The sequence below is a fragment of the Reichenbachiella versicolor genome (assembly GCF_003171675.1).
GTDB lineage: Bacteria > Bacteroidota > Bacteroidia > Cytophagales > Cyclobacteriaceae > Reichenbachiella > Reichenbachiella versicolor.
The window spans coordinates 133,291-157,430 of the sequence record NZ_QFZQ01000001.1 but is presented as its reverse complement, the minus strand read 5'-3'; the positions used below and the strand labels follow the sequence as shown (position 1 = coordinate 157,430).

Genomic DNA, 24,140 nt, shown 5'->3' with positions numbered 1-24,140 from the left:
TATGAGGACTACGACTAGCCATAGTCTCTTATTCAACTAATATCTTGACAACTTTTCTCTCGTCCTGCTCCAGAAAGCTTAACAAATATACTCCAGCACTTAACCCCAAAGTATCAACTTGACTTCCTGTACCAGTTGTGATTTTTGAACCAAAAGAATCGTACAGCACAAACTCTGACACACTCCCTTCTTTTGCAAAAACAATGGTCTCTCCTACTTGGACGGGATTTGGATACACGACTTGTCCTAAATCAGTTTTAATTGAAGTAGGGTTATCATCTTCACCACCTTCCCCAATGCAATCAGCTAAAAATTTATTTGATGACTGATATTTTGCAATAGTGTTTCCTGTCGGTAAACTTCCTTTTAGTTCAAAAGAACCAGAGGCTCCTACTCCATAAAAAGTATTGTCCGCGATTTCCAAGTTAGTCGAGTTTTCAAAGAGTTGAATTGTACTAGCTTTTTGATCACATCCTATGAATTCATTATCAGTGATACTTACATTATTTATTTCCCCCACCATCTTAAAAGGGTATTTACGATCCATCTTAGTAAACTTGTTGGAAGTCACATGATGTCCTCCAAATGGAGGTGAGCTTCGTTTGGTACTAGAAAAATACACACCATATTCAGGCGGGTTCACTATCTCGTTTTCCATCACCATTACTTCTTCTTGAGAATCCTTGATCTGAATCCCTCCATCTTCTAGTCTATTGTTTGAAAACACAGTGAAACCGGCCGTCTCATCTGTGACCACAGTTGAAAAAACAATATCAGAATGTTTGATGTCATTATTCTTGATGGTCATTAGTCTAGTATCAGACAAAATCATGCCATAGCTTCTTATAGGGCTATTTGGCGTTTTAGTACCTGAATTCCTAAGTGTAACGTCAATCTCATTGTTTTCTATCAGCAGATTTTGACAATGCTCTTCAATATGAATAGCTTGATTGTAGGTATTGAATGACTCTAAATTTCTACTGTAGAAAGTATTATTAATGATTTTAGCATCATTAATTCTTGCCAAGGCTACTCCAAAGTGACTAAACTCGCTAAAGGTATTGTCCTTTATCACTACATCAGTAATGTTGGATACCTGATCCAAAGTAATACACATGTGACATTGACCTTCAAAAAGATTTTCCTTGAAATAAATACCGTGGTGGTTTTTCTGACCTTTGGTAGATATCGCTCTCAAAGAGTTGATGAATTTATTTTTCTCGAATGAGATATTCTTCAAATGACTGTAGAGTCGAAATACAACTACACTACCTGACTCTTCATAAGTATTAGGATCTACGGCATAGTTGCTGATAATTGTAGAATTCACAATCTTCACATCTCTGGCATTATTATCGATCCCTATTACCTCATGGGTATAACGTCTATCGTTTTGCCTCATGTCCATAGAAATGTTATCTATAGTATTGCTCCCTTTGAGCTTCCACATATTATCCTGAGTGAGGATAAAATTTGGTTGAGATTCTCCAACACCTTTGATGGAAACAAACCTAGAAATGGCAAGGTTTTTACTTGTCACTTTGTACTCGCCTGAAGCAACCTCAATAGTTCCACCATCAGGTAAGTCTGCAATAGCTTCTTTTAGTCCAGCAAACCCATCAGTAGATATATAAGGCGACTCTACTGTCCCTGCTCCTTGTACATAGTCAGCAAGCTTAACCACTTTTGTCACCTCCTTATCATCATAGTTTTCTTCAGGTATCAAAATATCATGTGGCATGAGAATAGTATCTGCCCTTGGGTATTTGTATTCAGAGGGGGCAGTAATAGCCGTACTTGCTTCTATGAAGCTATTGATTTTTAAAACACTTAGAATTGGCGACTTGATGAGTTTTCCTCCTTCATAGTAGATAAACTCATTATTACTATTATTGCCAGTGGCCTCTACGTCTATCGTAATGGTCTTACCATAATAGTCTCTAGGATCGAAATTGGCCTTTGTGTACTGTCCTGAGCTTTTGTTATTTCCCCAAAAACCCATCGCTGAAATGGTCCCATCTCCTTCTATCAATAGATAAACCTTTCGAGGCATGTCTGTTTCATGCTCTTGCACATAGACACGAGTAAAGTATCCTGTCTTAATAACATGCTCAGCTGCGTTCGCTATTCCTACACTGACGAGTAACAGCAGCAGCCATAGTACTTTGTTATAGTTTTTAATAATCATAATCCACTAGTTTGATTGTTTGTAATGATTTATATCCTGCACTTATTTAAAGCTACTTCACCTTCCTCAGCTCAAATCCATTGAGCCAAGTAAAGCTGTCTTTTATATCTACTAGAAAATCCAAATTCACTTCTTCTCGATCGATCACATCAAAAAACTGAGTATAATGTATCGGTGCCCTTTCGCCTGAATCGTTATGTTTGAAATAGCCAACCATGTGCTGATCGGGAGTTTTCCAACGCTCAGCATGCTGTATATCGTTGTTAATATTATATGGGAATTGTCCCTTGTGAGAAATGGCATTATGATAGGTGATTATCTTGTACTTCCCTGCTTTCAATCCCTTGATGGAAAGAGATATTGAGCTACCCTTCACAAAAACTCCGTCAGCACCTACAAATGGCAAATCGCCTAACATAGTAGGTTGACCTTTTGTCCATTGAATCTCCCCAGCCGAAGAAACTGAAAATAGAACTCCTGATCTATCAGTGAACTTCAAATCACTGGTATCAGACACGTTCCAAGCCGTCCAGTCAAATTGTGGCAACTGTTCTTTATGACCTATATCTACTTGCCAGATCGGGAAGTCATAGATATCCTGTGCATTGGCTAAAATATCATTGGACTTTTCCTCCACTGTGTTTAAGACTAGAGAAGAAGATTTGAGCCTAGATGAAGTAGCCTTGATTTTGACTTGCCCTGCTACTTCAGTTCCCCTGATGAAAACAGTAGCAATACCGTCGTAAGTTTTCATCTGATTCATATAGTCTTTCTCTTCATCAACCAACTCTCCTTGTCCAGTCACTTCAAAGTGAACGCTCTTGTTAGCATTGGTCACTATCTCATTATTCCTATCGACCACATAAGCTCTGACCATTTTGACATCCGAACCGCCAGCTAAAAGCTTTAACTCTGGATAATCTACTTTCAATTTAAGTGCATATGGAGTAGCTGGCATTTTACGTTCATGCATAGCCACCTGATTACCATTTATGTATGCAATGGCCTTTAAATCTTCATCTTTCCAGTCGAAATAAAATGAAAATGATGGGTGGTCATTGTTAGACTTTTCGTGAACATTGTCAGGCAATTGTGACCCGATGAGTTTATTGTTAGCATAAAGTTCTACTCTATCAGCATTGCTATATACATGGACTATACCATTGGAGGACACTCTCTCATCCCCTATGTGTACCATTTCCTTCTCATTCATCTCTGATCTGTACCAATGATAGACGGGGCGTTTGTTTCGATACATGTCCAACACAGCATAATTGGTATGTTTTTCGGCGGTCGTATCCTTTCTGAATTGGTAATAATCAGCAGCTACCCATGTGAGAGTACCTATATTGTTTTTGCGCTTTTTATACCTCGAGATATGAAATTGATTCGCTGCGCCACTTGGGTTGCAGCCATGTTCCATCACTAGGGTAAAACCTTCTTCTGCCCAATCAGATCTTCTATAATCCATCGTCGCATAGATATCTGTCGGACCTGCGTGTCTCATTCCGTTCCAAGGGCTTGATGCACTAGCAGTCAACCTTGTAGGATCTTCTTCTTTTGCAGCTTTAGCCAATCTGGGCACATTTCCACGGTGATTAATCCCTGCTCCCCAAATAGCAATGGACGGGTGGTTTCGATGGTTTCTCACCATTACCCTCGCTGACTCTTCTAGCTTATCCATCCACTCTCCTTGTTCCCAAAGAATCCATGTAGCGGGTTCTTCATAAAGTAATATGCCCAACTCATCACAAGCCTCGATGAAAGCATCATCTTGTGGGTAGTGTGAAAGCCTGATTGTATTAAAACCAGCTTCTTTGAATCTCAGTGCTTCCTCATAGTGCATAGAATTGGGTACTGCATCTCCTATGTGAGCAAAGCTCTGATGTCGATTGGCTCCGATCATGAAAAAAGGCTCTCCATTGAGTAAAAGTCCTTGCCCATCTACTAATTCTAGTTTTCTAAATCCGAATTTATTTTCTACAAAATCAACCAGCTTTCCTTGAGAGTAGATATAGGAAACCGCGCGGTACAGATATGGTTTATCTGGCGACCATGTAAAAAAATCATTGTCTTCTAAAACAGCAGATTGTTTGAAACTATAACTAGCTCCTGCTAGAACTGTTTTTGAATTTCTAACAGTCTTCAGCACTAAACCAGCCGCATTGACAATTTTAGTAACGACTTCTGTATTTTGATTTGAATCATGGCTATTGGCCACTGTGGTCGTGATCGCTACAATTCCATAACGCCTTTTTACGGTTGGAGTGGTAATTCGTACACCTGCCTCGTTGTCTTCCCAGTTGAAGTTCACCCTAAGTTTGTTAGTAGTAACTAAGTAGACATCTCGATAGATTCCTCCCCACTTGATATAATCTGTCTTGTGTGGGTCTGGCGGTACTAACTTGTCAAATCGGTTATCAGCCTTTACCATGATATCATTGAGTTCGCCTGACTTCACTAGGTTAGTGATATCTATATGAAAGGGGGTGTAACCTCCTAGGTCATTCTTACCAGCGTACTGGCCATTAATCCAAACCTCAGTCACTGAATGTACGCCTTCAAACTCCAAAAAGACCAGCTGATCATTGGTTCTATTGATCTTCATTTCCTTGCGATACCAGTTGATATCTCGCATACTCTCTTTCTGCGGCCATGTATCTCGAACCTCATCCATATTCAATGTCACTGGGTCTGGATTGTGAGGAATAGAAACCTGCTCCCAAGCAGATGAATTGATATCCAAATTGGAAGGAGTCTCAGCTTTATCCTTCATCCATTTCCAATTCAGATTGATATTTTCTCTTGTACGTGGTAGGTTCTCGTAGCCCTTTGGCTGCGCAATGATGGCTATGCTGGTGAATAGCATAAGTAACAAAGTGGTTACTAGCTTTTTCATAAATCATTAATGTTTTTAAGTTCTTTTTCTCTCCAGTTATTCTGATAATTAAAGCTCAGTCATTCCAATGTCTATCTATAATAGCCTTGATGTCTGGATAATTGCTATCTGTTTCGTTGAGCTCTTGTCTTTGATTTTTCAGTTCCTCTTTTAGAGCTGCAATAATTTCTTTGTAGGCAGAGTCTTCATATTTATTGTTTAGTTCCTGAGGATCATTCTTTAGGTCATAGAATTCCCACGTATGTGGCGTCTCCAACTCCTCTCCATGATAGTTTTTAGCCCAGTAGTGTTTCTTATGTTCAGACTCAGGTAGATAATGTTTTCCGTAGAAAAACATCAGCTTGTAATCTTTAGTCCTGACACCGAAGTGAGCTGGCACGTAGTGGTGAATTATATGCATCCAATAGCGATAATAGGTAGCCTCTCGCCAACCTTTCTCTTCTTTGCCTTTGAGTGTTTTGACAAAGCTATTACCCTGCATATACTCAGGTGCTTTTCCTCCCGCTAGCTCGATCAGTGTGGGAGCAAAATCGGTGTTATTGATCAATAAGTCTGTAATCTGCCTTGGCTTGATCAGTTCTGGATAATGCATGATAAAAGGCATCCGCATGGACTCTTCATACATCCATCGTTTGTCTTGGAAATCATGCTCACCGAGCATCATACCTTGATCGCTGGTGTAAACAATAATGGTGTTTTCATAGAGACCTTCTTCTTTGAGAAAGTCCATCAATCGTCCAACGTTATCATCGATCCCTTTGACAAGACGTAGATAACCTTTCAAATAATGCTGATAGGCCTGATGCGCGGATTCTTGATTATTAGAGGTTGGTTCAAAGTACTCGCTGTGATAGTTTATGTATTGATTCCTATTGGAAACAGAGGAGCCTAGGTAATTGCGTAAAGAATCGTCTTTACCTCTTGAACCTTCAGATCCCCAATTAGGTTGAAAATACATACTTGCTGGCTCTGGTATTTCTGTATTAGCTAAATACTCTTCATAGCGTGGAGCATACTTGAAGAAGCCATGTGGAGCTTTGAAGTGATGCATCACAAAGAATGGCTTTGACTTATCTCTATTTTTGATGTGATCTATCACTGCATCTGTGATCACATCACTTGAATGCCCTTTGCTCGTAACTTTATTCTTTTTCCATTCCCCTTTGTCTTTTTCTAAGAACACGGGATCAAAGTACCTTCCTTGACTTGGTAACACTTTATAATAGTCAAAGTTGACAGGCTCATTTTTCAGATGCCACTTTCCAAATATCGCGGTACTATAACCTTGCTTTTTTAGTTCTATCGGCAAGTATTGTTTATCTGGATTTAGTTTGTGATCAAGATCCAATACTCCATTGGTTTGAGAATATTGACCAGAAATGATGGTAGCTCGACTCGGGGTACAAATCGAATTGGTACAAAAGGCATTTTCAAAACGAATACCTTCCTTAGCAAGCTGATCAAGGTTTGGGGTAGGATTTAAACTCTCAAACCGCCCTCCATATGCTCCTATAGCGTGAGCTGCATGATCATCTGACATGATAAAGATAATGTTGGGAGGCTGTTTAGCAGAGACTGTGAAGCTGGAAGCTAGTATGAATAGAGTAAGAAGCTTTTTCATATTTAATACCAATACTGAATCAGTGATCTGTATCCTTAAAGTCCTCTGGGTATAAACTAATCTTGATTGGCTCTTTTTGAGGTACTATATTCTTATACTCATCTTGAATACCGGCAGCCTTCATGATGTTCTTGGCCTCTATCGAAAAGTCGGAAGTCATGAAATGATGCGTATTTTCTATGATAGTATTCTTGCCATTATCCTTGATATTGTTGCTCTTGACGTAGTTATCTTGGACGACATTATCATGACAGTTGTCTCGCCATATATGTAGCCAAAAAATACTTTTTATTTTCGGAATACGATTGTCAACTACATTTCGCTTGATAGTCCAATAGGCTGAACCGTCATCTGGATATATGCATCGACGACCTTTGTAGAGATAATTTCCTTCCATCACACTATTAGGTTGCTCACCCAATGCATAGATGATCCCACCGTCTTTTAAAGCCAAATGTGTCTTCCCAGCTTTGTTAAAACTCATGGAATTGTTCTTGGCTACTTTGGACGGTGGCAATCCAGAATTGCCCCACCACCATCCTATGGTAATCGCGCCGTAAGGCATACCTGCAATATCGTTGTGATCTATCTTGACATCTGCTACGAAGAATGCCGTGATACCTTCGAGCTGCCTAAAATCTAAACTTACATTTCTGATATAATTGTTGGTAACACCGATGTTTTCACACAGCCCTTCTACTTCAGGAGAATATACACCTTGACCATCTCCTATTTTGTAGTGCTGAGGGTGACCTATATTGATCGAGTTACCCAATAAGTCATGAAAGAAGTTTCCTGTGACTACACTGTTTTTCACATCATTGACCATATTGATAGCCATTCCAGAGCTAAGCCTTTCGAACCTATTGCTCACTAATGAAATATTTTCTGCATTGGCTACCTGTATGGTTCCTCGAGGAACTCCTACACAGTTATACTCGGTAGGGTGCCAGTTACCATCCGATACGTACTGAATAGCCATACCTGTACTTTGAACTCCTGCAAATGCATGTGAACCTTCAATATCCATTAACTGCCAGTGATCATATGAGAATGAAATGCCCTCAAACTGTAAATTTTCAACTCTTGAAGTAGTAGAGGTACCTTCAATCACAATTAATCCATCAGCAGCAGGTGCCATAACCTCTACTGTCGTCATATCCTCTCCGTCACTATAGTAGTAGAGTTCCTTCTTTTGCTTGTCAAAATAAAATTCTCCCGGTCTATCAAGCAGCTCATAGGCATTTCGTATAACAAACTCTTTGTGGTATTTGATCTTTCCAGCCCAAGCCATGCTTGTAGCTATTGCTCCATAGGGTTGTTGTAGTTTTAATATAGTCGTATCACCAACTTGCTGAGCTTCGCGAATACATAGTATCTTTTCTGTCCAGACATTGTTTTGAACTAATTCAACATCCTCCGGATTCCTATAAGAGCGTACATCCGCTGTTCTGAACATAATGCCATCAATTGCAGTACCCGAATCATAAGCCCAGCTTTCAGTTCCTTTGACTTCATACTCACCCCATTTCCCTATTCCTTTGACAGGTACTTCTGTTCCAGCCATGCGCTTTCGCTTGCCGTTGACGAATAACGTTCGCAGTTTAGCATCACGGTTAAGTTGGGCCTTGTAGATATTTCCACTGACATGTTCCCAGTTTTGTACTTTGATTCCTCCACTGATCAATGGAGTTTCATTTTGATAAGCCTTATAGATAATAGTATGTCCATTCGTACCTGAGTCTTTTTCTTTGAAGACTAATGGAGCTTCCAAGTTATAGGTACCACCATGCAGGTAAACAATGATATCCTCGCTCATATTTTTATTTACCCTAGCTACTTTTTGCTTAGCTACCTGGATGGTATTGAAAGGTGATGAGAGAGTGCCGTTACCATTTTTATGGGCGGTCGGTGAGACATGGTACTCAATGGCAAACGTATTGAAGGCAATAGCACCAAAAAGGAAAATGGAGATTACTTTTTTCATGTCTTATCGTTTCTGGATCTAATTAGGGATTTGCATGTTTACAAATCCCTAAAATGCTAAATGACGTGACAAGATTTGTTCTAAACCACGCCTCGTTCTATCTACACAAACATAAGAGTGTCTTAAGCCTAGAAGTACCTAAAAAGACAGTAAAACCGAAAATTAACGGTTACTGTTAACTGAAAACATCTAATCTCAAACGATTGATTTAATGATAGTTAGAAAAGAATAAGTTATACTTTACTTGATGGGTATGCAGACTATGGTTTTATCACCCACAAAAGATGTATAAACTCTCCCCCTTTCTTCATTATGTACTTAACAAAGGTTTGTGCAGTTTTACGGCTGTATGAATCATGACATCAATGCCAGCGAAATAAGAGAGCTACTCAAGAAAGTCTGCGAGGACCCCATTTTTGCGAAGTCTCCTCGGTATACTCAGCTATTGACTTTTCTGACTGATCAGGCACTTGAAGGAACTCATGTCAAGGAACAAACTATTGGCATGTCTATGTTCGAGAAGACCTATAATCCTATCAAGGACGATGGTAAGGTCAGGGTATACATGTTCAACCTTCGTAAAAAATTAAGTAAGTACTACAGCGAAGAGGGAGCCAATGACCCTATTATTTTTTCTTTGAAGAAAGGGACCTATGACTTACAGTTTGAGGATAAGAAGACCTATTCTGAAGAGACTAATGATTTAGCTGTAACAACTGATACTGTTAATTCCTCTCGACGATATCAAAAGCTTACGATTCTATTATCCTTAGTCTTAGTGGTTACGCTTGTTAGTACTTTTTATGATAGCATAATCTCTCAAGAAATGTACTGTTGGGAGCCATTTTTGAATGAGGATATCACTAATACCTTCGTGCTAGCCGATCAAGTAATCATGTCAAAACCAGGTACTGCTAGAGGAAGTTTATTCACTCGTATAGAGGTCAATAGCGCAGATGAATACATCGAATACAATCTAAAACATCGAGAGGATTCTTTTTCTCTTGCTGACTATACCCTATTTACAAAAGGTATACCTTTTTCACTCATCAAGTTAACGAGTCTTTTCTCTCGGTATAATGCTGATATCACTCCTCAACCTGAAAGTGAACTGAAATACGATGCTGTCAAACGAGGCAATATTGTCTATATCGGCCAACAAAAAACAATGAGCTTATCGAAAGAGATCTTTCTCAAAAATAGCAAAGCCTTTGAGTGTAAAAATGAAATGATCACTTTCACGAAAGACGATAGAAAAACTATTTATAGACCTAAACATGGTGATAATATTCGAATGGAATATTCTATCGTTTCGTATATGCCTCTAGAAGATGGACATAAAGCACTCTTCTTTACTTCAAATCATGATATTGGAGTCATGGCTACAGTGGATATGTTCACTGACCTTGAGCAGCTGAAAGAGTTTTATAAGAAACTACCTTCTAAAGACTCCTATTTCAATGCACTATTCAAAGTTGAAGGGCTAAACAGACTGGATGTTAGTTGTGAATTAGTCGAGCTAGAGATAGTTGAATAGTCTTTCTCATCAAATAGTCAAGGTCTTCGACCTTTGACAACAAGCGTTACCAATGATCAAAGACCTTGAATAGTATATTTTCTATTCTCTTTACTGATTAATCATCCCAGTGCTTTTTTACTATCGCTTGGATCTCTGGATAGTTTTCATCAGTCTCATTGAGTTCTTCTCTTTGCTCTTTGAGTTGTTTTTTAAGATCTGCAATGATATCCTGATACGCTGGGTCATTGTATCTATTATGAAGTTCCTCTGGATCGTTCTTCATATCATAAAACTCCCATGTATGAGGTGTTTCATTTTGGATTCCATAATAAGTCTTAGCCCAGTAGTGGCCTTTAAACTCGGATTCTGGCAAGTAATGCTTCGCATAGTAGAAGATCAATTTGTAATCCTTAGTACGGACTCCGAAGTGAGCAGGAACATAGTGATGAATGATGTGCATCCAATACCTGTAGTAGGTAGCTGTCCTCCAGTTCTTTTCTTTCTTTCCTTCTAGGGTTTTAATAAAGCTCTTTCCTTGCATGTATTTTGGAGCTTTACCACCTGCGAGCTCGATCATAGTCGGTGCAAAATCTGTGTTATTGATCAATAGGTCTGTAACCTGTCCTGACTCAATGCCTTCCGGATAATGCACGATAAAAGGCATCTGCATTGACTCTTCGTACATCCATCTTTTGTCTTGTAGATCATGCTCTCCTAGCATCATTCCCTGATCTCCTGTGTAGATAATAACAGTGTTGTCCCAAAGCCCTTCTTTCTTCAAGAAATCAAATAGGCGACCCAAATTATCATCCACGCCTTTTACACATCTAAGGTATCTTTTCAAGTACAGTTGATAGGCAATGTGAGCCGAGTTTTCACGGCCTTTCAAAGTATCATCAAACCAGAACTTGTTATAGTTTCGATACATATGTCTATCAGAAATCGATGTCCCTATGTAATTAAGCAGCGAATCGTTTTTTCCTCTTGTTCCTTCTGATCCCCAGTTGGGCTGATAGTACAGGCTTGATGGCTCTGGAATCTCTGCATCAGCTAAGAACTCATCGTACCTCGGTGCATTTTCGAACATATCATGAGGTGCCTTATAATGGTGCATCAAAAAGAAGGGCTTAGATTTATCTACATTCTTCAAGTAATCAATAGAAATATCTGTGATCACATCTGTAGAATGTCCTTCAGTCTTCACCTTGTTTTTCTTCCACTCCCCTTTTCCTTTTTCTAAGAAAACTGGATTGAAATACTTTCCTTGACTTGGCAATACTTTATAGTAATCGAAGTTAACTGGCTCATTTTTCAAGTGCCATTTACCTACTACAGCAGTACTATAGCCTAACTTTTTCAACTCAATTGGAAGGTATTGTTTGTCAGTATCCAACTTATGATCTAGATCCAAGACACCGTTGGTCTGAGGATATTGACCTGAGATGATAGATGCACGGGATGGTGTACAGATCGAATTGTTGCAATAAGCATTTTCAAAACGAATTCCTTCAGCAGCCAGGTTGTCAAGGTTCGGTGTAATATCAAACTTTGAAAATCTAGATCCATAGGCTCCGATCGCATCGGCTGCATGGTCATCAGACATTATGAAAATGATATTAGGCTGCTTCTGTGCAATTGCCCCTAGTTGTATCAAAAACAACAACACTAGGGTTAGTACTTTATTCGTCATAGTCTTATTCAATTATTCGATTTGATATTCGTCATCAATGGTCGCAAATAAACATAATAGCCACCAGAGATTACCTGACCAGCCTCATCCAAAAAGGTAGCTTTTACTTTTTGATCGCCTTCCTCTAAAAGGAAATTAAACTTAACAGACTCATCTTCTGGCTTGACCAAGCTTGTTTTTACAATTTCACCAATTTTCAACTTAGCAGAAAATACAGGTAAAGCCTTCATTTTCGACCCGTAAATTAGTCTTTCAACTCCTCCATTAAGATCATAAGCATCTACCTCTTTTGAGAAAGTAGGTATTCCCTGAATTGTAGCATTTGCCTCGCGAGGCCAACGTCTAAGTTCTACTTGATAATTTCCTTTTTGCAACACTTTAATATTCCATTCTCCTGCTAATGGGCTTCCACTAGCTACCTGTGCATGATTCCAAGGAACCTTGGGTAAATACCAATCCGAACTGGTAAGAAAAATCTCAGGATCATTTGGATGTCCAAGGGAACTAGCAGCAGGTACACGATCATCCTTAGTTACTACCTGCCAATACTTTTCATGATCTTTTCGAATGAGGTTGACTACATCGGGGAATTGATCGATTACGTTAGTTTTTTGCCCAGGATCTACAGATATATCATATAGTTCATTATTATTTACTAACCTCCACCTATTAGTCATACCTACCGTAAAATTCCAAGCCTTAGCAATGAAAGTTCTCTGTCTTTCAACAAAAAGAGTTCTGACTGACAGTTCTTTTGAAGGGTTGAGTAATTGTTCCCTAAAACTTCTTCCGTCTATATTATAATCCAGTTTTAAATCACAGATTTCGGCCAATGTTGGTAAGACATCAATATGAGCCGTCAAGTCCTTTACATCCATTCCATGGGCAACTTTTCCGCCTTTCCAATGAAAGAAAAATGGAACCCTATGCCCACCATCGTATGGACTTCCTTTGGCTCCTCGCATTCCAGCATTATAAAGCTTTACACCTGCAGTACCTCCATTATCAGACATAAAAATGATAATAGTATTATCGGCAATTCCAGATTCATCTAGAGCTTCTCTAAGTTTTCCTATGTTTTGATCTATTCGCTCTATTCCAGCAAAGAAAAAAGCAGAATACTTGGATATTGAACTATACTCATCTGCTAATGTAGAATCAGGAAGAGTGTGAGGGCTATGCGGCAAATAGGAAGGCAAATAGACAAAAAAGGGTTTATCACTTTCACTAGACTTGATAAAATCAATCGCTTTACCATAAAAAACATCTGGTGCATAACCATCTATTTTTTCTCGAACTCCATTGTGCCAATAGGTATCATTCACCCTGTCATTGTCAAACCAATCATCTGTGGTGCCCGTACCGCCGTCTCCATTACCTATCCATTCATCAAATCCCCTATCCATAGGGCGGTAAGGGTGATTCGCTCCTAGATGCCATTTACCAAAAAGTGCCGTTCTATAGCCCGCAGACTTAAAGATATCTGCCATTGTTCTTTCACTGGCTCTTAGGTAATTGCCTCCGCAGACTGTATGCCAAACGCCTACATGATGAGAATACTTTCCTGTCATCAGCGCAGCTCTTGTGGGAGCGCAAGTCGGATCAACATGAAAATCAGTAAACCTCACCGATTCTTCATACAATCTATCAATATTAGGAGTGTTGATATATGGATTACCATGACAGCTTAAGTCACCATACCCTTGATCATCTGTGACAATTAATATAACATTTGGAGTGGTATTTTTTTCAATACTTGGTAAACAAGAACTTATAACAAAAACTAGTAGCACTAAAGCTATTCTAATTTGAATTGCATTATTTGTTATTCCTGTTACCTTCATTTTCAATACTAAATCTTGATTTTAAAGACCAACGAATGCTCTAAACCTGTATTTTGAGGGAGTTTAATAGTCATCTGTTCTTCATTTTGATCAAACTCGATATCTCCTTCATAGCCTAAGAGTGATATCTTGTCTACTTTCATTTTACCTGAATTCAGATATTTGATATTGACCTCATCATCAGCTGGCTCTAGTGCTATAGCATACAAATAACCGTCATTGGTAGTAAAGCGTATATCCTCTTCAGTAAACTTCTTGTTCTTGCTCTCTGATAGGTGCCCTGTTGCTGATCTAGTAGGGCCTTCACCAAATACTTCCCAGTATTTAGAACCATAGATTGCTTCACCATTGATTTTAAGCCATTTGCCCATATCCAGTAGCGTTTTCTTTTGATCATCGGGAATGATTCCGTCCTTTCTTGGTCCAATATTCAAAAGCAAACATCCATTCTTGCTGACGATATCTACTAGATCGGCTATCAACTCACCAGCTTCTTTTGGCTTCCAGTTGGTCGTGTAGTACCATGAATTCTTACCTATTGATGTATCTGTTTGCCAATATTCGCTTCTAATAGAATCCATCTTGCTTCTCTCAAGGTCAAGCATATGTGTGCCCTTTTTGTAAGATTCGAATCTAAAATTCTTAGTCTGTAAGACGACGTCGGTATTTCTTTTCAAACCTGAGTTATAATAGTAAGCGGCTAACTTCTTGTGATAAGGGACGAATTCAGGTCTATCAAGATAGAAATCAAACCAAAGGATATCTGGGTCATACTTATCTATTATTTCCTTGGTACGTGGCCACCATACCTCTGCCAACCACTCAGAGGTTACAGAATCCCCCATTTGATGAGGTGGAGCATACAAGTCAGCATACTGTGGATCTCCTGTATCGAAGTGTGCTTTTTGATTGTAAAAATTATAATTAAATGCCAAGTGTGAACTCACACCACAGATCAAACCCTGTCTTTTAATTTCATCAGTTAAGTCTTTGAGCACATCGCGCTTAGGCCCCATATCTACAGCATTCCATCTGGTGACACTAGACTCATATAAAGCAAAACCATCATGATGCTCTGCGACTGGGACTACGTATTGTGCACCTGATTTTTTGAATACGTCCACCCATTCGACTGGATTGAAGTTTTCCATGGTCCACAATGGAATCAGATCTTTGTAACCAAAATCTTTTTGGTCTCCGAATTTTTCTCGATGATATGCTACAGCAGGATGAGGTTTACTGGTAGTGATTTTACCTGTCTGAGGATTTACATTTCCTGAGTCTAAATACATCCATCTAGGATACCAGTCCGTGTAGAGTTCAGCAGCAGAGTTAGGCCCCCAATGTATGAATATACCGAACTTAGAATCCTTCATCCATTGTGGAATTTCATATTCTTTCAAGCTTTCCCAATCTTCGGTATACGATTTGACTTCAGTAGTTTCTTCTTCCTTGGGTGTAGAACAACTTATCAATCCAGCCAAAACTGATAAAATAACTAGTCTTTTCATCTGTGTGTTTTTCTTATGTGACAGGAATCAATGGTATAAAGTGCTAGATAACTAACCTCACAAAAGCATTGTCCTGCTATTAAATGCTTATACAAAGGTCTTGTCTTTCAACAGGGAAGTACTGCATCATTACGTACAGTTTATATACCATATTGATGTTTTAAAACCTACCAATTACGATTATCACTAATTATGTATTATTTCCTACTTGACAGATTCGGTACAAAAGACTTACTTTCTTCGTAATGAATCCCAACTTTGCTAAGTGCTTTTGATCAAATGAAGAAACCCTTCTTCAGCAGACGGGCTCCTTCATTACTAACTAATAATACTTAACTCAGTTTCTTATGATCATGCAATAGACTGAGGCACTCTATTAAAAATCCTTCCTAGACTTTTTATTCCCTAGAATATCACTAGGCTTATCTTTTAGCATTACCTTGAAGCAAAGAGCATTTTTCAACTCATGATCAGGCAACTCGATCACAAGTTCATCTTTTTGCTGAATCCATTTGACCTCTGCATCACTACCTAGCAAAGTCACGTCTAGTATATCGTCGTTCAGTATTCTATTTTCAGAACCTAACGCTCTTAGCACAATCACTTCCCTATCATCAGGCTTCAGCCAAAAAGCATAGATGCTTTGTCCATTTTTAGTATATCGGAAGTCTTGAGAGGTAAAGCCCTTTTCATGAGAATTGCCGTGAAGTTTCATAGATGCATTAGTAGGCCCTTGACCAAATACTTCAAATGGTCTGGAGGAATAAATTGCTTCACCGTTGATTTTCAACCAAGCTCCGATCTCTTTTAAGATCGCCTGTTGAGGCTCTGGAATCACTCCGTTTTTATTAGGAGCTACGTTAAGTAGTAAACAACCATTTTTACTCACGATATCTATTAAATCATTGATATACCCACTAGGTTTTCTCATTTTGTAATTATTGGTATATCCCCATCTATAGCCTCCTAAGGACATGTCCGTTTGCCAAGCTTCTTCTCTGATTCTATCTAGCTTGCCACTCTCAATATCCAATACTGCTGTACCATCAGGAGCTCCTAGGTATCTTATATTCTTATAGTTAAGTACTACCTCTTGATTATTCTTAATTCCTTGATTGTAGTATTGGGCAAAGATTTTCTGACGTACTTCTTCATAGGCTGGCTCACTAAATCCTAAATCAAACCACAATAGATCTGGCTTATATCTTGTCATCATATCGGAAGTTCTATTGTAAAAGTGCTTGATATATGCCTGAGTCGCAGGTTCCCATCTTTCATGCTTATCCCAGTAAAAGTCCCTTAGCTTTGGATCCGTGGTTTCAAACTTATCCTTATAAGTCCACCAGTGCCATCCATAGGCGAAGTGCGAAGAGACTCCTACTTTCATCCCTCGTGATCGAGCTTCTTTAAATAACTCTCCGACGATGTCTTTTTTAGGTCCCATGTCTACGGAATTCCAACGGGTGATCTTAGAGTCATACATAGCAAATCCATCACAATGCTCCCCTACTGGTACCACATACTTAGCGCCTGCTTCTTGAAACAGATCTATCCATTCTTTAGCATTAAAATTTTCTGCTTTGAACATCGGTATGAATTTGGTATAGCCGAAGTCCTCAGGCTTTCCGAAATGCTCAACATGGTATTCGTAGGCTTTTGAAGGTTTCTTGCTCGGATTACCTAGTGCATCTACTTGTCCTTCATTCCACATATGAAATCCATACCACTCAGCAGACCCATAGGCTGGCACTGTAGTAGGTCCCCAATGTATAAATATTCCAAACTTAGCATCTCTATACCATTCTGGAATTTCATAGTTCTTGAGACTTTCCCAATCTGCGGTAAATTTCTTTTGTGCTACAGTAGCCGAACTAGCTGCTAATAGTGCTACTACTATTAATTTCAATACTTTCTTCATATCATCTTTTTTAGTCTTAACAAAAGGCCTGTTGACAGACAGAGTCTGTACACACCATTAATAAGAATGTGAATGCTAGTTTATTCTGAAAATTGATTGCCTGAAGGTCCTGTTAGTGGCAATTAACCAAAGTATAGGTATGGCTCTCAAGTACCGATTTTTTTAAGTTTTCGATACTCTTGAGCATTAATAATCGCAAGACAAAGATGCATTAGTAGTTGGAGTTAGGAATATAGGATTGTGATGTATTTATACACTATTTTGATCTATTTTCTTCACTTCTAAACCGATGACTGACTCTACTATTGTTACTTTATATTCTCCCTTTCAACAAAAGACAAAGTTGGCTCGAATTTTCAGTTTTGTGGCAGATTATACTGATATGAGATATGAAGATATTCGATTACTTGGCATAGTTTAGAGTAATAAATAAATCTATACTGTATGAGGTGCGCTAGTGCACAAAAACTAACTAAAGCATGAAGACAATTAACCGAATGATGACTAACATTTGCTCTGACAATTTGATAGAGAGCAAAGAATTCTACACCAAACTTTTCGACTTTAATGTTGACTTTGACAGTGAATGGTTTGTCCATTTGATATCTAAAGACAAGCAACTTGAACTCGGCATCATTGACAGAAAGAGTGAGTTAGTCCCCTCTGAATTTCAAACTAATCCTAACGGCTTTTACTTGACTTTTGTAGTCGACAATGTGGATGAGACTTTTAAAATCGCTCAGTCTGAAAATTTTGAAATCATTTCAGAGCCTGAGGATACATTTTACGGACAAAGAAGAATGCTACTCAAAGATCCCAACGGGGCATTAGTAGATATTTCATCTCTTATGTGACCATATGCTCGGAACGCCTCAAAAAGACGTGATCCCAACTACGGGAAAACTCCCTGCAGTCTGCAGCGACTCGTCCCGAGACCGGGAAAACGTCCTGCAGTCTGCATGAAATCGTCCCGAATAGGGGAAACCTTCAAGCAATCATCAGCAATTCGTTCCGCACCCGGGAAACCTTCCAGCAATGTGCAGCGCTTCGTCCCGAACGCGGGAAAACGTCCTGCAACTTGCAGGGGCTCGTCCCGGATTTGGGATAACTAATTCTTTCTAATTAAATATTTGAGTTTTATTTCACTGTATAGCATTTAACTACTCAACAGAAATATGAGAAGCTAAATTTTCTATTAAAGAAATGTATATAGGGTTTGATTTTTATCCGCCCTGTTAAGCAGTAATATAATTCAAGAAGATACCTTGTACACTTGGTTCGGAAAGCTTCATTTGGTGATTGAATTTGTCAAATAATCAAAGTCCAACAAAGCCTTGGGATGCAATTTAAGACCAACCGCCAGCTTCTTGAGCGAGGTAAGCGAAGGACTTCTTACGCCTCTTTCATACCTGCCTACTTGGGTAAAATCAATATTTGAATCTCTTGCTAACTGTTCTTGTGTTAAACCAGCTTCCAATCTTAACCTTTTCAAATGCTGACCGAAAGCGGTAATATATTCTTGATCATGATCCATGGGCGTCAATGATCAAGAAATCATAGCTGAATAATTAGGGCCAAACAGCCCTATTTTGTTTTTTAGTTGTTATAATTACCAACAAGAATAAGTATGTCTAAAATATTTGAAGTCCCCTGTAAATCAAAAATCTCCGAAGAGATGGTACTAGAATTCGTAGAAATAATCGATGGCATAGACATTCGAACTTTTAGAAGAAATCTACGCATGCTTACTTTCTACTTTCTAAATAGGGAGCACGAAGGGCTTTCTACAGAATTTCAGCTCTTTATGAAACAACTTCCTGCATTCTTTGGCTTTCTAGACGTCATAGAAGATGCACTACAAAAAGAACAAACGTCATAGAATAAGTAATATAATCCATTCTTCACAGGTTTGATTCTGACTATACCAATAAGCAGTAAACTTTAAAAAAACTGACCTCAGTAAAAACAAACCTAGAAAATGTGAACCTATACATAACTCTAATGAAACTTCTCCAAACGATACTCATCTCTTCTTTAGTCCTACTGACCTCTTGTAAAAAATATGTGAAGCAAGAAACGACCAACTATCAATACTATGATGTCAAGGAAGTTGACTTATCTAATATTGAAAAACTACTCGCAGTGACCAAAGAAGGATATCTCCAGTACGGTATTGATGTGGCCTATATCAATTCAGCAGGTGATACTATTCTCCCCTTTGGCCAGTATGCTTATTTCGGAACAGATACTTTGGAGTACTATGCTACAGTAATGGAACACCCAAATGACTCTACTTATGGTAGACAGGTGGGTATCAATAGAGATGGAAAAATTTTATTTGACTTGGTTCTATATGATATGGGGCCTGATTATTTCAATGAAGGGCTTACTCGAGTCAAACGAAATGGAAAAATGGGGTTCGTTAATAAGAAAGGCGAAATCATTATTCCTTGTCAATATGATTTCGCAGGTTATTTTGAAAACGGCTCGGCCGAAGTCACATTCGAAGCTAGAGAGTATTACGACTTAGATGATCACCTCAATGTCGAAAGTGACTCTTGGTTTTGCATTGATAGGAAAGGGAATATCCAACATTGCAAAACCAATTAGTCGGTTTGGAGGGAATCAAGCCCCTCCTATTATTTTGATTGCTGGGTATTCTTTCTTGACTGCTGCTAATTCTTCTGCTGTCAATTTACTTCCCCAAACATACACTGACTTCAGTGTGGGAAGTTTTCCCAATGTTTTTATTGACTCTGTGGTCACTTCAGTACCGTATAGATTGATGCTTTCTAGGTATTCTAACTGACTCAACTGAGATACTGCTTGATCATCGATTTTATTGTTAGCAAGTTTCAATACTCTCACTTGCGAAAACTGCTTGACTACCATGATTTGCTCTCCAGACAGGCCTGTTTTATTCAATGATAACCAGTAAATATTCTCTTTGATCGGTTCTAATGACGCTAAGAAGTCCTCAATCTTATTGGAGTCGGATACGGATGATGATAGCGTCACATCCAAGGCATTGGAGCCAGCAACTAGTTCACGAATTTCAAAACCTTTGGCTCGTAGGTTCTCTAGTACTGCCGAGTCAACTTCTGCCAACTGAACATTAGAATGCGCACCATGACCATGACCTAGGCCTAGTTGCTTTTCAGCTATTGCTACAAATTCTTCTTCGAGATCTATACTATCTAAGGTAACCTCAAAGCTTCCGTTTGCTTTGTCTACCCAAAAACTCAACACAGCTATCTCTTCTTCTGACAAAGGTGTTTTACCATCTGGTGGCATGATATCATCGTGACCTTCTGGCAAAGTAATTCTCTCTATCAACTGACTAGCGTCAATATCTCCTGCCACAAATAGATCTCCATGCTTGCCTCCTGCTAGATAGTCTTCAATGGAAGCGAATGACAATTGTCCTTTCTTCTTCTGATTATTGTGACAACTCATGCACTTTGACTTGATGATCGGGTGAACCATATCCCCAAATACTTGTGCTTCTGCTAGTGTTTTGACTGGAGGTCTATCTAATGGATCAACAACCTTTGGTTTGAATGGCATATAGTACGTCAAGTAATCTGTACCATGAGTCAAATTGCCTCCTAGGTGTCCTGTAGCACTCATGACTGCTACCATCACTCCTAGTGCTCCGAAATAAACCATTTGCTGTAGTTTTAAAATCTCAGCTTTGATTAGAAATGCTACTAAGGCTATTCCAGTGGTTGCAAAACCTGCCCATTTATGAGCGTCTAACATTTCTCCATTATAGTCACCACTAGTAGCTAGCATTAGGCCTAGTACTGTTGCAGCTACTGCACTAAGTGTACCTAGTAATAGTGTAAATATGGTGGCACTTTTAGCTTCCTTGACCCATGACATTCTCTCTGCTACTTCCAGCATGACTGCTAGTAACAAAAAACCTATCGGTAGGTGTACCAAAAGAGGGTGAAACCTTCCAAAAAATAATATAATGTTAGACTCTTCCATTTTATTCGCTTTGCGCTAATTGCACTTTTAATCTTAAAACTGTCTCAAAACTGAAATACATCCACTACTACTATCATCGAGCAGTAGTGAAGTATCATTCTAAGCTTTGAGAACCCATTTGCTACTACTCTGTAGTATGCTTTTTGAGACATATTGATTCACTAGACTCTTTCTAGTTTCAATGGCGCTGTTTTGTTGGCATTCCACTGACAGATATATAAGTTCTTATCCTCATCGATACATACATCATGACCATGCATGATAGGCTTGTCTGCTAGCTGATACGATTTTTGTAATTCCTTTCCCTTATACTCAGGAGCAGTTCCTCCTGGATTGGATACGACCTTGTCTCCTTCGAGAATCGTAACGAAACCGGTATGCTCTCTCCAGTTCATTCTTCCTCCTTCTGGGGCTGACCAACAAACACCTGCATATAGATTGGGACCATCAAATACTGGACGACAAACCCACATATTGGGTAGTTTGATTGTCTTCACCCATTTACCTTCCAAGGTATAGAATTTGAAACTCTGTTCTTGTCTTGAGGTACACACTACTAGTGGATTCTTCGGATCACGATAATCTATTGCTACACCATGTGCAGACTTCAGGGTGTAATTAGGATCGGCATTCTTACCTCCCCAGTGTCTGATATATTCTCCATTGGCATTGTATTGAATGATTCGACTCATCCCATAGCCATCTGCTACATAAATATCTCCATTAGGCCCAATGGCTACCTCCGATGGGCAAAACTCTTCTCCCGGTTCGTAAACCCCTATAGTCTGTGGATGACCGATATCGAATATAACTTTTCCGTCAGTGGTTGATTTGGTTACACGGCCATTTTGCTTGACCATCTTGCCACTATGGTGAAGATGCCATCCAGAGTCTGTCATAAACAAGAAATCATCCTCTCCTTCTTTGGACAAAGTCAATCCGTGCCCACCTGGATACTGCGTACCCCAGTAGTCCAATAGTTTACCAGACTTATCAAAGATCAAGATGTTGTTGTCTGTATGGTCTCCCATCATGATCAACCTTCCCTTCGAATCCATCACCATCTCGTGACAGTTTAGTATTGGTGTTCTTGTAGAACTAAGTTTTGCCCAGTCTCTAACTAGTTTGTACTGATAGTCTCCATGTCCTAAAATCACATCTGGTTTTTTCGCTGCTCCTTTAGCTCTTAGGATATTGAATCCACTTAGTGATGAAGCCATTAAGGCTCCAGTAGCCAAGCTTGTTTTTTTAATAAAGTCTCTTCTCTGATTGGTTATCATCTTCATATGTTCTCGTTCTTTTTAGGTTCTCCTGTAGGAGGCTCATCATGGCTAGTGAGGTATAGCTAGCTATCTATTGGCTTAATCAATAGATAGCCTTATTTCATATCTATCCATGTAGGGGTTTAATTCACAAAAGGATTTTTTTTTAGACAGACATCAATTTATGACTATCAATTCTTATATCATGATTAGCTAAGAATATCCTTCACTACATGACCATGAACGTCTGTCAATCTATATCGTCTACCTTGATGTTTATAGGTCAATTTCTCATGATCTATTCCCATCAAATGCATCAATGTAGCATGGAAGTCATGCACGTGTACTGGATCTTTGACGATATTGTAACTAAAATCATCAGTCTCACCGTGAGTATATCCTGCCTTAACTCCAGCTCCAGCCATCCACATAGTAAAGCATCTTGGGTGATGATCTCTACCATAGCTATCGGGTGTCAGTTTTCCTTGAGAGTATGCAGTACGGCCAAATTCTCCACCCCAAACGATCAAGGTATCTTCTAACATTCCTCGTTGTTTCAGGTCTTTGATCAACGCAGCATTTGCTTGGTCGGTTTTCTTACTCAAGTTCTTAATACCCCAAGGGAGTCCGCCGTGATGATCCCATCCTCTTTGGTAGAGTTGTACGAACTTAACATCTCTTTCTAGCAGTCTTCTTGCCATGAGACAATTAGCAGCGTATGTTCCTGGCTCTTTGGCATCTTCACCATACATATCATAGATATAGTCTGGTTCATCAGACATATCCGTTACTTCTGGTACCGAAGTTTGCATTCTATAGGCCATTTCATACTGCGCTATTCTAGCATTGATTTCAGGATCGCCATAAGCATCGTGCTGCAACTCGTTCAAATCACGTAGATAATGAAGCATCTGCTCTCTATCCTGACCATCATATCCCTCTGGATTATTCAAGAAAAGGACTGGGTCTTTACCTGATCTGAATTGTACTCCTTGATGCTCCGTAGGTAAGAAGCCATTTCCCCAAAGTCTAGAATACAATGGTTGTCCTCCTCCATGTTTTGAAACCAATACCACAAAGGATGGCATATTCTTGTTGTCTGAGCCTAAACCATAGCTCATCCAAGAACCTATGGAAGGTCTTCCTGGTAACTGATGTCCTGTTTGGAAGAAGGTAATCGCTGGATCATGATTGATTTGCTCTGTGTACATAGATTTGATAAAACACATCTCATCTACTACTTCGGCAGTGTGTGGCATAAGTTCACTTACCCATGCTCGGCTCTCACCATATTGGTCAAACTTGTACTTAGATGCTGCTAGGGGGAATGAAGATTGCTGTGCACTCATCGCAGTCAGACGTTGATTACCTCTTACTGATGCTGGTAAGTCCTGACCGAACATATCTACCAACTTCGGTTTATAATCAAATGTTTCGAACTGAGAAGGTCCTCCGCTTTGAAATAGATATACAATTCTTTTAGCCTTTGGCATGAAATGCGGCAAAGATGCTCTGACTCTAGCCAAATCATTTTCATCTCCTAGTCCAGCTATTCCTCCTAAAGCCTTTTCAGCACCTAATAATGAACCCAAAGCGGCTGCTCCAAGTCCCAATGAAGTTTTGGTTAAAAACTGTCTCCTATCGAGTTTACGCTCCTCGCCTTGAAAATCTTTATTGTTTGATCTTATTTTATCGTGGTGACACATAG

16 protein-coding genes are annotated in these 24,140 nt (G+C 39.2%); 4 read left to right on the top strand and 12 right to left on the bottom strand.

Annotated features, from left to right (window positions below; genetic code table 11):
• Positions 1 to 28: 28 nt before the first annotated feature.
• From DKG80_RS00705 to DKG80_RS00690, 4 genes are read right to left on the bottom strand one after another with little or no spacing between them, the layout of a single operon-like run.
• Positions 29 to 2,188 carry a right-handed parallel beta-helix repeat-containing protein gene (locus DKG80_RS00705; RefSeq protein ID WP_109829365.1) on the bottom strand — a complete coding sequence of 720 codons (2,160 nt, stop codon included), beginning with the start codon at positions 2,186 to 2,188 and terminating at the stop codon, positions 29 to 31.
• A gap of 52 nt (positions 2,189 to 2,240) precedes the next feature.
• Positions 2,241 to 5,087: a glycoside hydrolase family 2 protein gene (locus tag DKG80_RS00700; RefSeq protein WP_109829364.1), complete on the bottom strand. Its 2,847-nt coding sequence runs from the start codon at positions 5,085 to 5,087 to the stop codon at positions 2,241 to 2,243.
• 55 nt (positions 5,088 to 5,142) lie between these two features.
• On the bottom strand, positions 5,143 to 6,708 hold the full coding sequence (locus DKG80_RS00695; RefSeq protein ID WP_109829363.1) for a sulfatase family protein: 1,566 nt from the start codon (positions 6,706 to 6,708) through the stop codon (positions 5,143 to 5,145).
• Positions 6,709 to 6,727: 19 nt separating this feature from the next.
• The gene (locus DKG80_RS00690; protein WP_109829362.1) at positions 6,728 to 8,695 is read right to left on the bottom strand and encodes a hypothetical protein; all 1,968 of its coding nucleotides are present in this window, start codon (positions 8,693 to 8,695) and stop codon (positions 6,728 to 6,730) included.
• Positions 8,696 to 9,044: 349 nt separating this feature from the next.
• Between DKG80_RS00690 and DKG80_RS00685 the strand changes: the two genes are divergently transcribed.
• Complete coding sequence (locus DKG80_RS00685) at positions 9,045 to 10,232, top strand: hypothetical protein (protein WP_109829361.1); 1,188 nt, start codon at positions 9,045 to 9,047, stop codon at positions 10,230 to 10,232.
• Between the two features lie 97 nt (positions 10,233 to 10,329).
• On the opposite strand, the gene DKG80_RS00680 is transcribed toward DKG80_RS00685, so the two are convergent.
• The 4 genes from DKG80_RS00680 to DKG80_RS00665 all read right to left on the bottom strand — a co-directional run bounded on the left by DKG80_RS00680 (position 10,330) and on the right by DKG80_RS00665 (position 17,177).
• Positions 10,330 to 11,904: a sulfatase family protein gene (locus DKG80_RS00680; RefSeq protein WP_109830173.1), complete on the bottom strand. Its 1,575-nt coding sequence runs from the start codon at positions 11,902 to 11,904 to the stop codon at positions 10,330 to 10,332.
• Between the two features lie 8 nt (positions 11,905 to 11,912).
• A complete protein-coding gene (locus tag DKG80_RS00675; protein ID WP_109829360.1) occupies positions 11,913 to 13,748 on the bottom strand; it encodes an arylsulfatase in 1,836 nt (611 codons plus the stop codon).
• An 8-nt stretch (positions 13,749 to 13,756) separates the two neighbouring features.
• Positions 13,757 to 15,259, bottom strand: a complete 1,503-nt coding sequence (locus DKG80_RS00670) for an alpha-L-fucosidase (protein WP_109829359.1) — start codon at positions 15,257 to 15,259, stop codon at positions 13,757 to 13,759.
• A 376-nt stretch (positions 15,260 to 15,635) separates the two neighbouring features.
• The gene (locus DKG80_RS00665) at positions 15,636 to 17,177 is read right to left on the bottom strand and encodes an alpha-L-fucosidase (RefSeq protein ID WP_109829358.1); all 1,542 of its coding nucleotides are present in this window, start codon (positions 17,175 to 17,177) and stop codon (positions 15,636 to 15,638) included.
• Positions 17,178 to 17,656: 479 nt separating this feature from the next.
• On the opposite strand from DKG80_RS00665, the gene DKG80_RS00660 reads away from it, so the two are divergent.
• Entirely contained in the window at positions 17,657 to 18,031 is a 375-nt protein-coding gene (locus tag DKG80_RS00660) for a VOC family protein (protein WP_109829357.1), read from the top strand.
• A 434-nt stretch (positions 18,032 to 18,465) separates the two neighbouring features.
• Here DKG80_RS00660 and DKG80_RS00655 read toward each other — a convergent pair whose 3' ends face one another.
• Complete coding sequence (locus DKG80_RS00655) at positions 18,466 to 18,711, bottom strand: helix-turn-helix domain-containing protein (RefSeq protein ID WP_109829356.1); 246 nt, start codon at positions 18,709 to 18,711, stop codon at positions 18,466 to 18,468.
• Positions 18,712 to 18,804: 93 nt separating this feature from the next.
• Between DKG80_RS00655 and DKG80_RS00650 the strand changes: the two genes are divergently transcribed.
• A complete protein-coding gene (locus DKG80_RS00650; protein ID WP_109829355.1) occupies positions 18,805 to 19,056 on the top strand; it encodes a hypothetical protein in 252 nt (83 codons plus the stop codon).
• A gap of 122 nt (positions 19,057 to 19,178) precedes the next feature.
• Positions 19,179 to 19,787, top strand: a complete 609-nt coding sequence (locus tag DKG80_RS00645) for a WG repeat-containing protein (RefSeq protein ID WP_109829354.1) — start codon at positions 19,179 to 19,181, stop codon at positions 19,785 to 19,787.
• A 15-nt stretch (positions 19,788 to 19,802) separates the two neighbouring features.
• Here the strand turns inward: DKG80_RS00645 and DKG80_RS00640 are convergent, their stop codons facing one another.
• The 3 genes from DKG80_RS00640 to DKG80_RS00630 all read right to left on the bottom strand — a co-directional run bounded on the left by DKG80_RS00640 (position 19,803) and on the right by DKG80_RS00630 (position 24,138).
• On the bottom strand, positions 19,803 to 21,170 hold the full coding sequence (locus DKG80_RS00640) for a c-type cytochrome domain-containing protein (protein ID WP_109829353.1): 1,368 nt from the start codon (positions 21,168 to 21,170) through the stop codon (positions 19,803 to 19,805).
• Positions 21,171 to 21,331: 161 nt separating this feature from the next.
• Complete coding sequence (locus tag DKG80_RS00635; RefSeq protein WP_245906937.1) at positions 21,332 to 22,456, bottom strand: NHL repeat-containing protein; 1,125 nt, start codon at positions 22,454 to 22,456, stop codon at positions 21,332 to 21,334.
• A 185-nt stretch (positions 22,457 to 22,641) separates the two neighbouring features.
• Positions 22,642 to 24,138 (bottom strand): DUF1501 domain-containing protein, encoded by a 1,497-nt coding sequence (locus DKG80_RS00630; RefSeq protein WP_109829352.1) that lies wholly within the window; start codon positions 24,136 to 24,138, stop codon positions 22,642 to 22,644.
• Between the last annotated feature and the right edge of the window lie 2 nt (positions 24,139 to 24,140).

Bases quoted from the DNA above. Each gene is read 5' to 3' on its own strand.
- DKG80_RS00645 (WP_109829354.1), top strand. From the start codon at position 19,179: ATGAAACTTCTCCAAACGATACTCATCTCTTCTTTAGTCCTACTGACC.
- DKG80_RS00635 (WP_245906937.1), bottom strand. From the start codon at position 22,456: ATGAAGATGATAACCAATCAGAGAAGAGACTTTATTAAAAAAACAAGC.
- DKG80_RS00670 (WP_109829359.1), bottom strand. From the start codon at position 15,259: ATGAAAAGACTAGTTATTTTATCAGTTTTGGCTGGATTGATAAGTTGT.
- DKG80_RS00700 (WP_109829364.1), bottom strand. From the start codon at position 5,087: ATGAAAAAGCTAGTAACCACTTTGTTACTTATGCTATTCACCAGCATA.
- DKG80_RS00650 (WP_109829355.1), top strand. From the start codon at position 18,805: ATGTCTAAAATATTTGAAGTCCCCTGTAAATCAAAAATCTCCGAAGAG.
- DKG80_RS00695 (WP_109829363.1), bottom strand. From the start codon at position 6,708: ATGAAAAAGCTTCTTACTCTATTCATACTAGCTTCCAGCTTCACAGTC.
- DKG80_RS00705 (WP_109829365.1), bottom strand. From the start codon at position 2,188: ATGATTATTAAAAACTATAACAAAGTACTATGGCTGCTGCTGTTACTC.
- DKG80_RS00665 (WP_109829358.1), bottom strand. From the start codon at position 17,177: ATGAAGAAAGTATTGAAATTAATAGTAGTAGCACTATTAGCAGCTAGT.
- DKG80_RS00660 (WP_109829357.1), top strand. From the start codon at position 17,657: ATGAAGACAATTAACCGAATGATGACTAACATTTGCTCTGACAATTTG.
- DKG80_RS00630 (WP_109829352.1), bottom strand. From the start codon at position 24,138: ATGTGTCACCACGATAAAATAAGATCAAACAATAAAGATTTTCAAGGC.
- DKG80_RS00640 (WP_109829353.1), bottom strand. From the start codon at position 21,170: ATGGAAGAGTCTAACATTATATTATTTTTTGGAAGGTTTCACCCTCTT.
- DKG80_RS00680 (WP_109830173.1), bottom strand. From the start codon at position 11,904: ATGACGAATAAAGTACTAACCCTAGTGTTGTTGTTTTTGATACAACTA.
- DKG80_RS00690 (WP_109829362.1), bottom strand. From the start codon at position 8,695: ATGAAAAAAGTAATCTCCATTTTCCTTTTTGGTGCTATTGCCTTCAAT.
- DKG80_RS00655 (WP_109829356.1), bottom strand. From the start codon at position 18,711: ATGGATCATGATCAAGAATATATTACCGCTTTCGGTCAGCATTTGAAA.
- DKG80_RS00685 (WP_109829361.1), top strand. From the start codon at position 9,045: ATGAATCATGACATCAATGCCAGCGAAATAAGAGAGCTACTCAAGAAA.
- DKG80_RS00675 (WP_109829360.1), bottom strand. From the start codon at position 13,748: ATGAAGGTAACAGGAATAACAAATAATGCAATTCAAATTAGAATAGCT.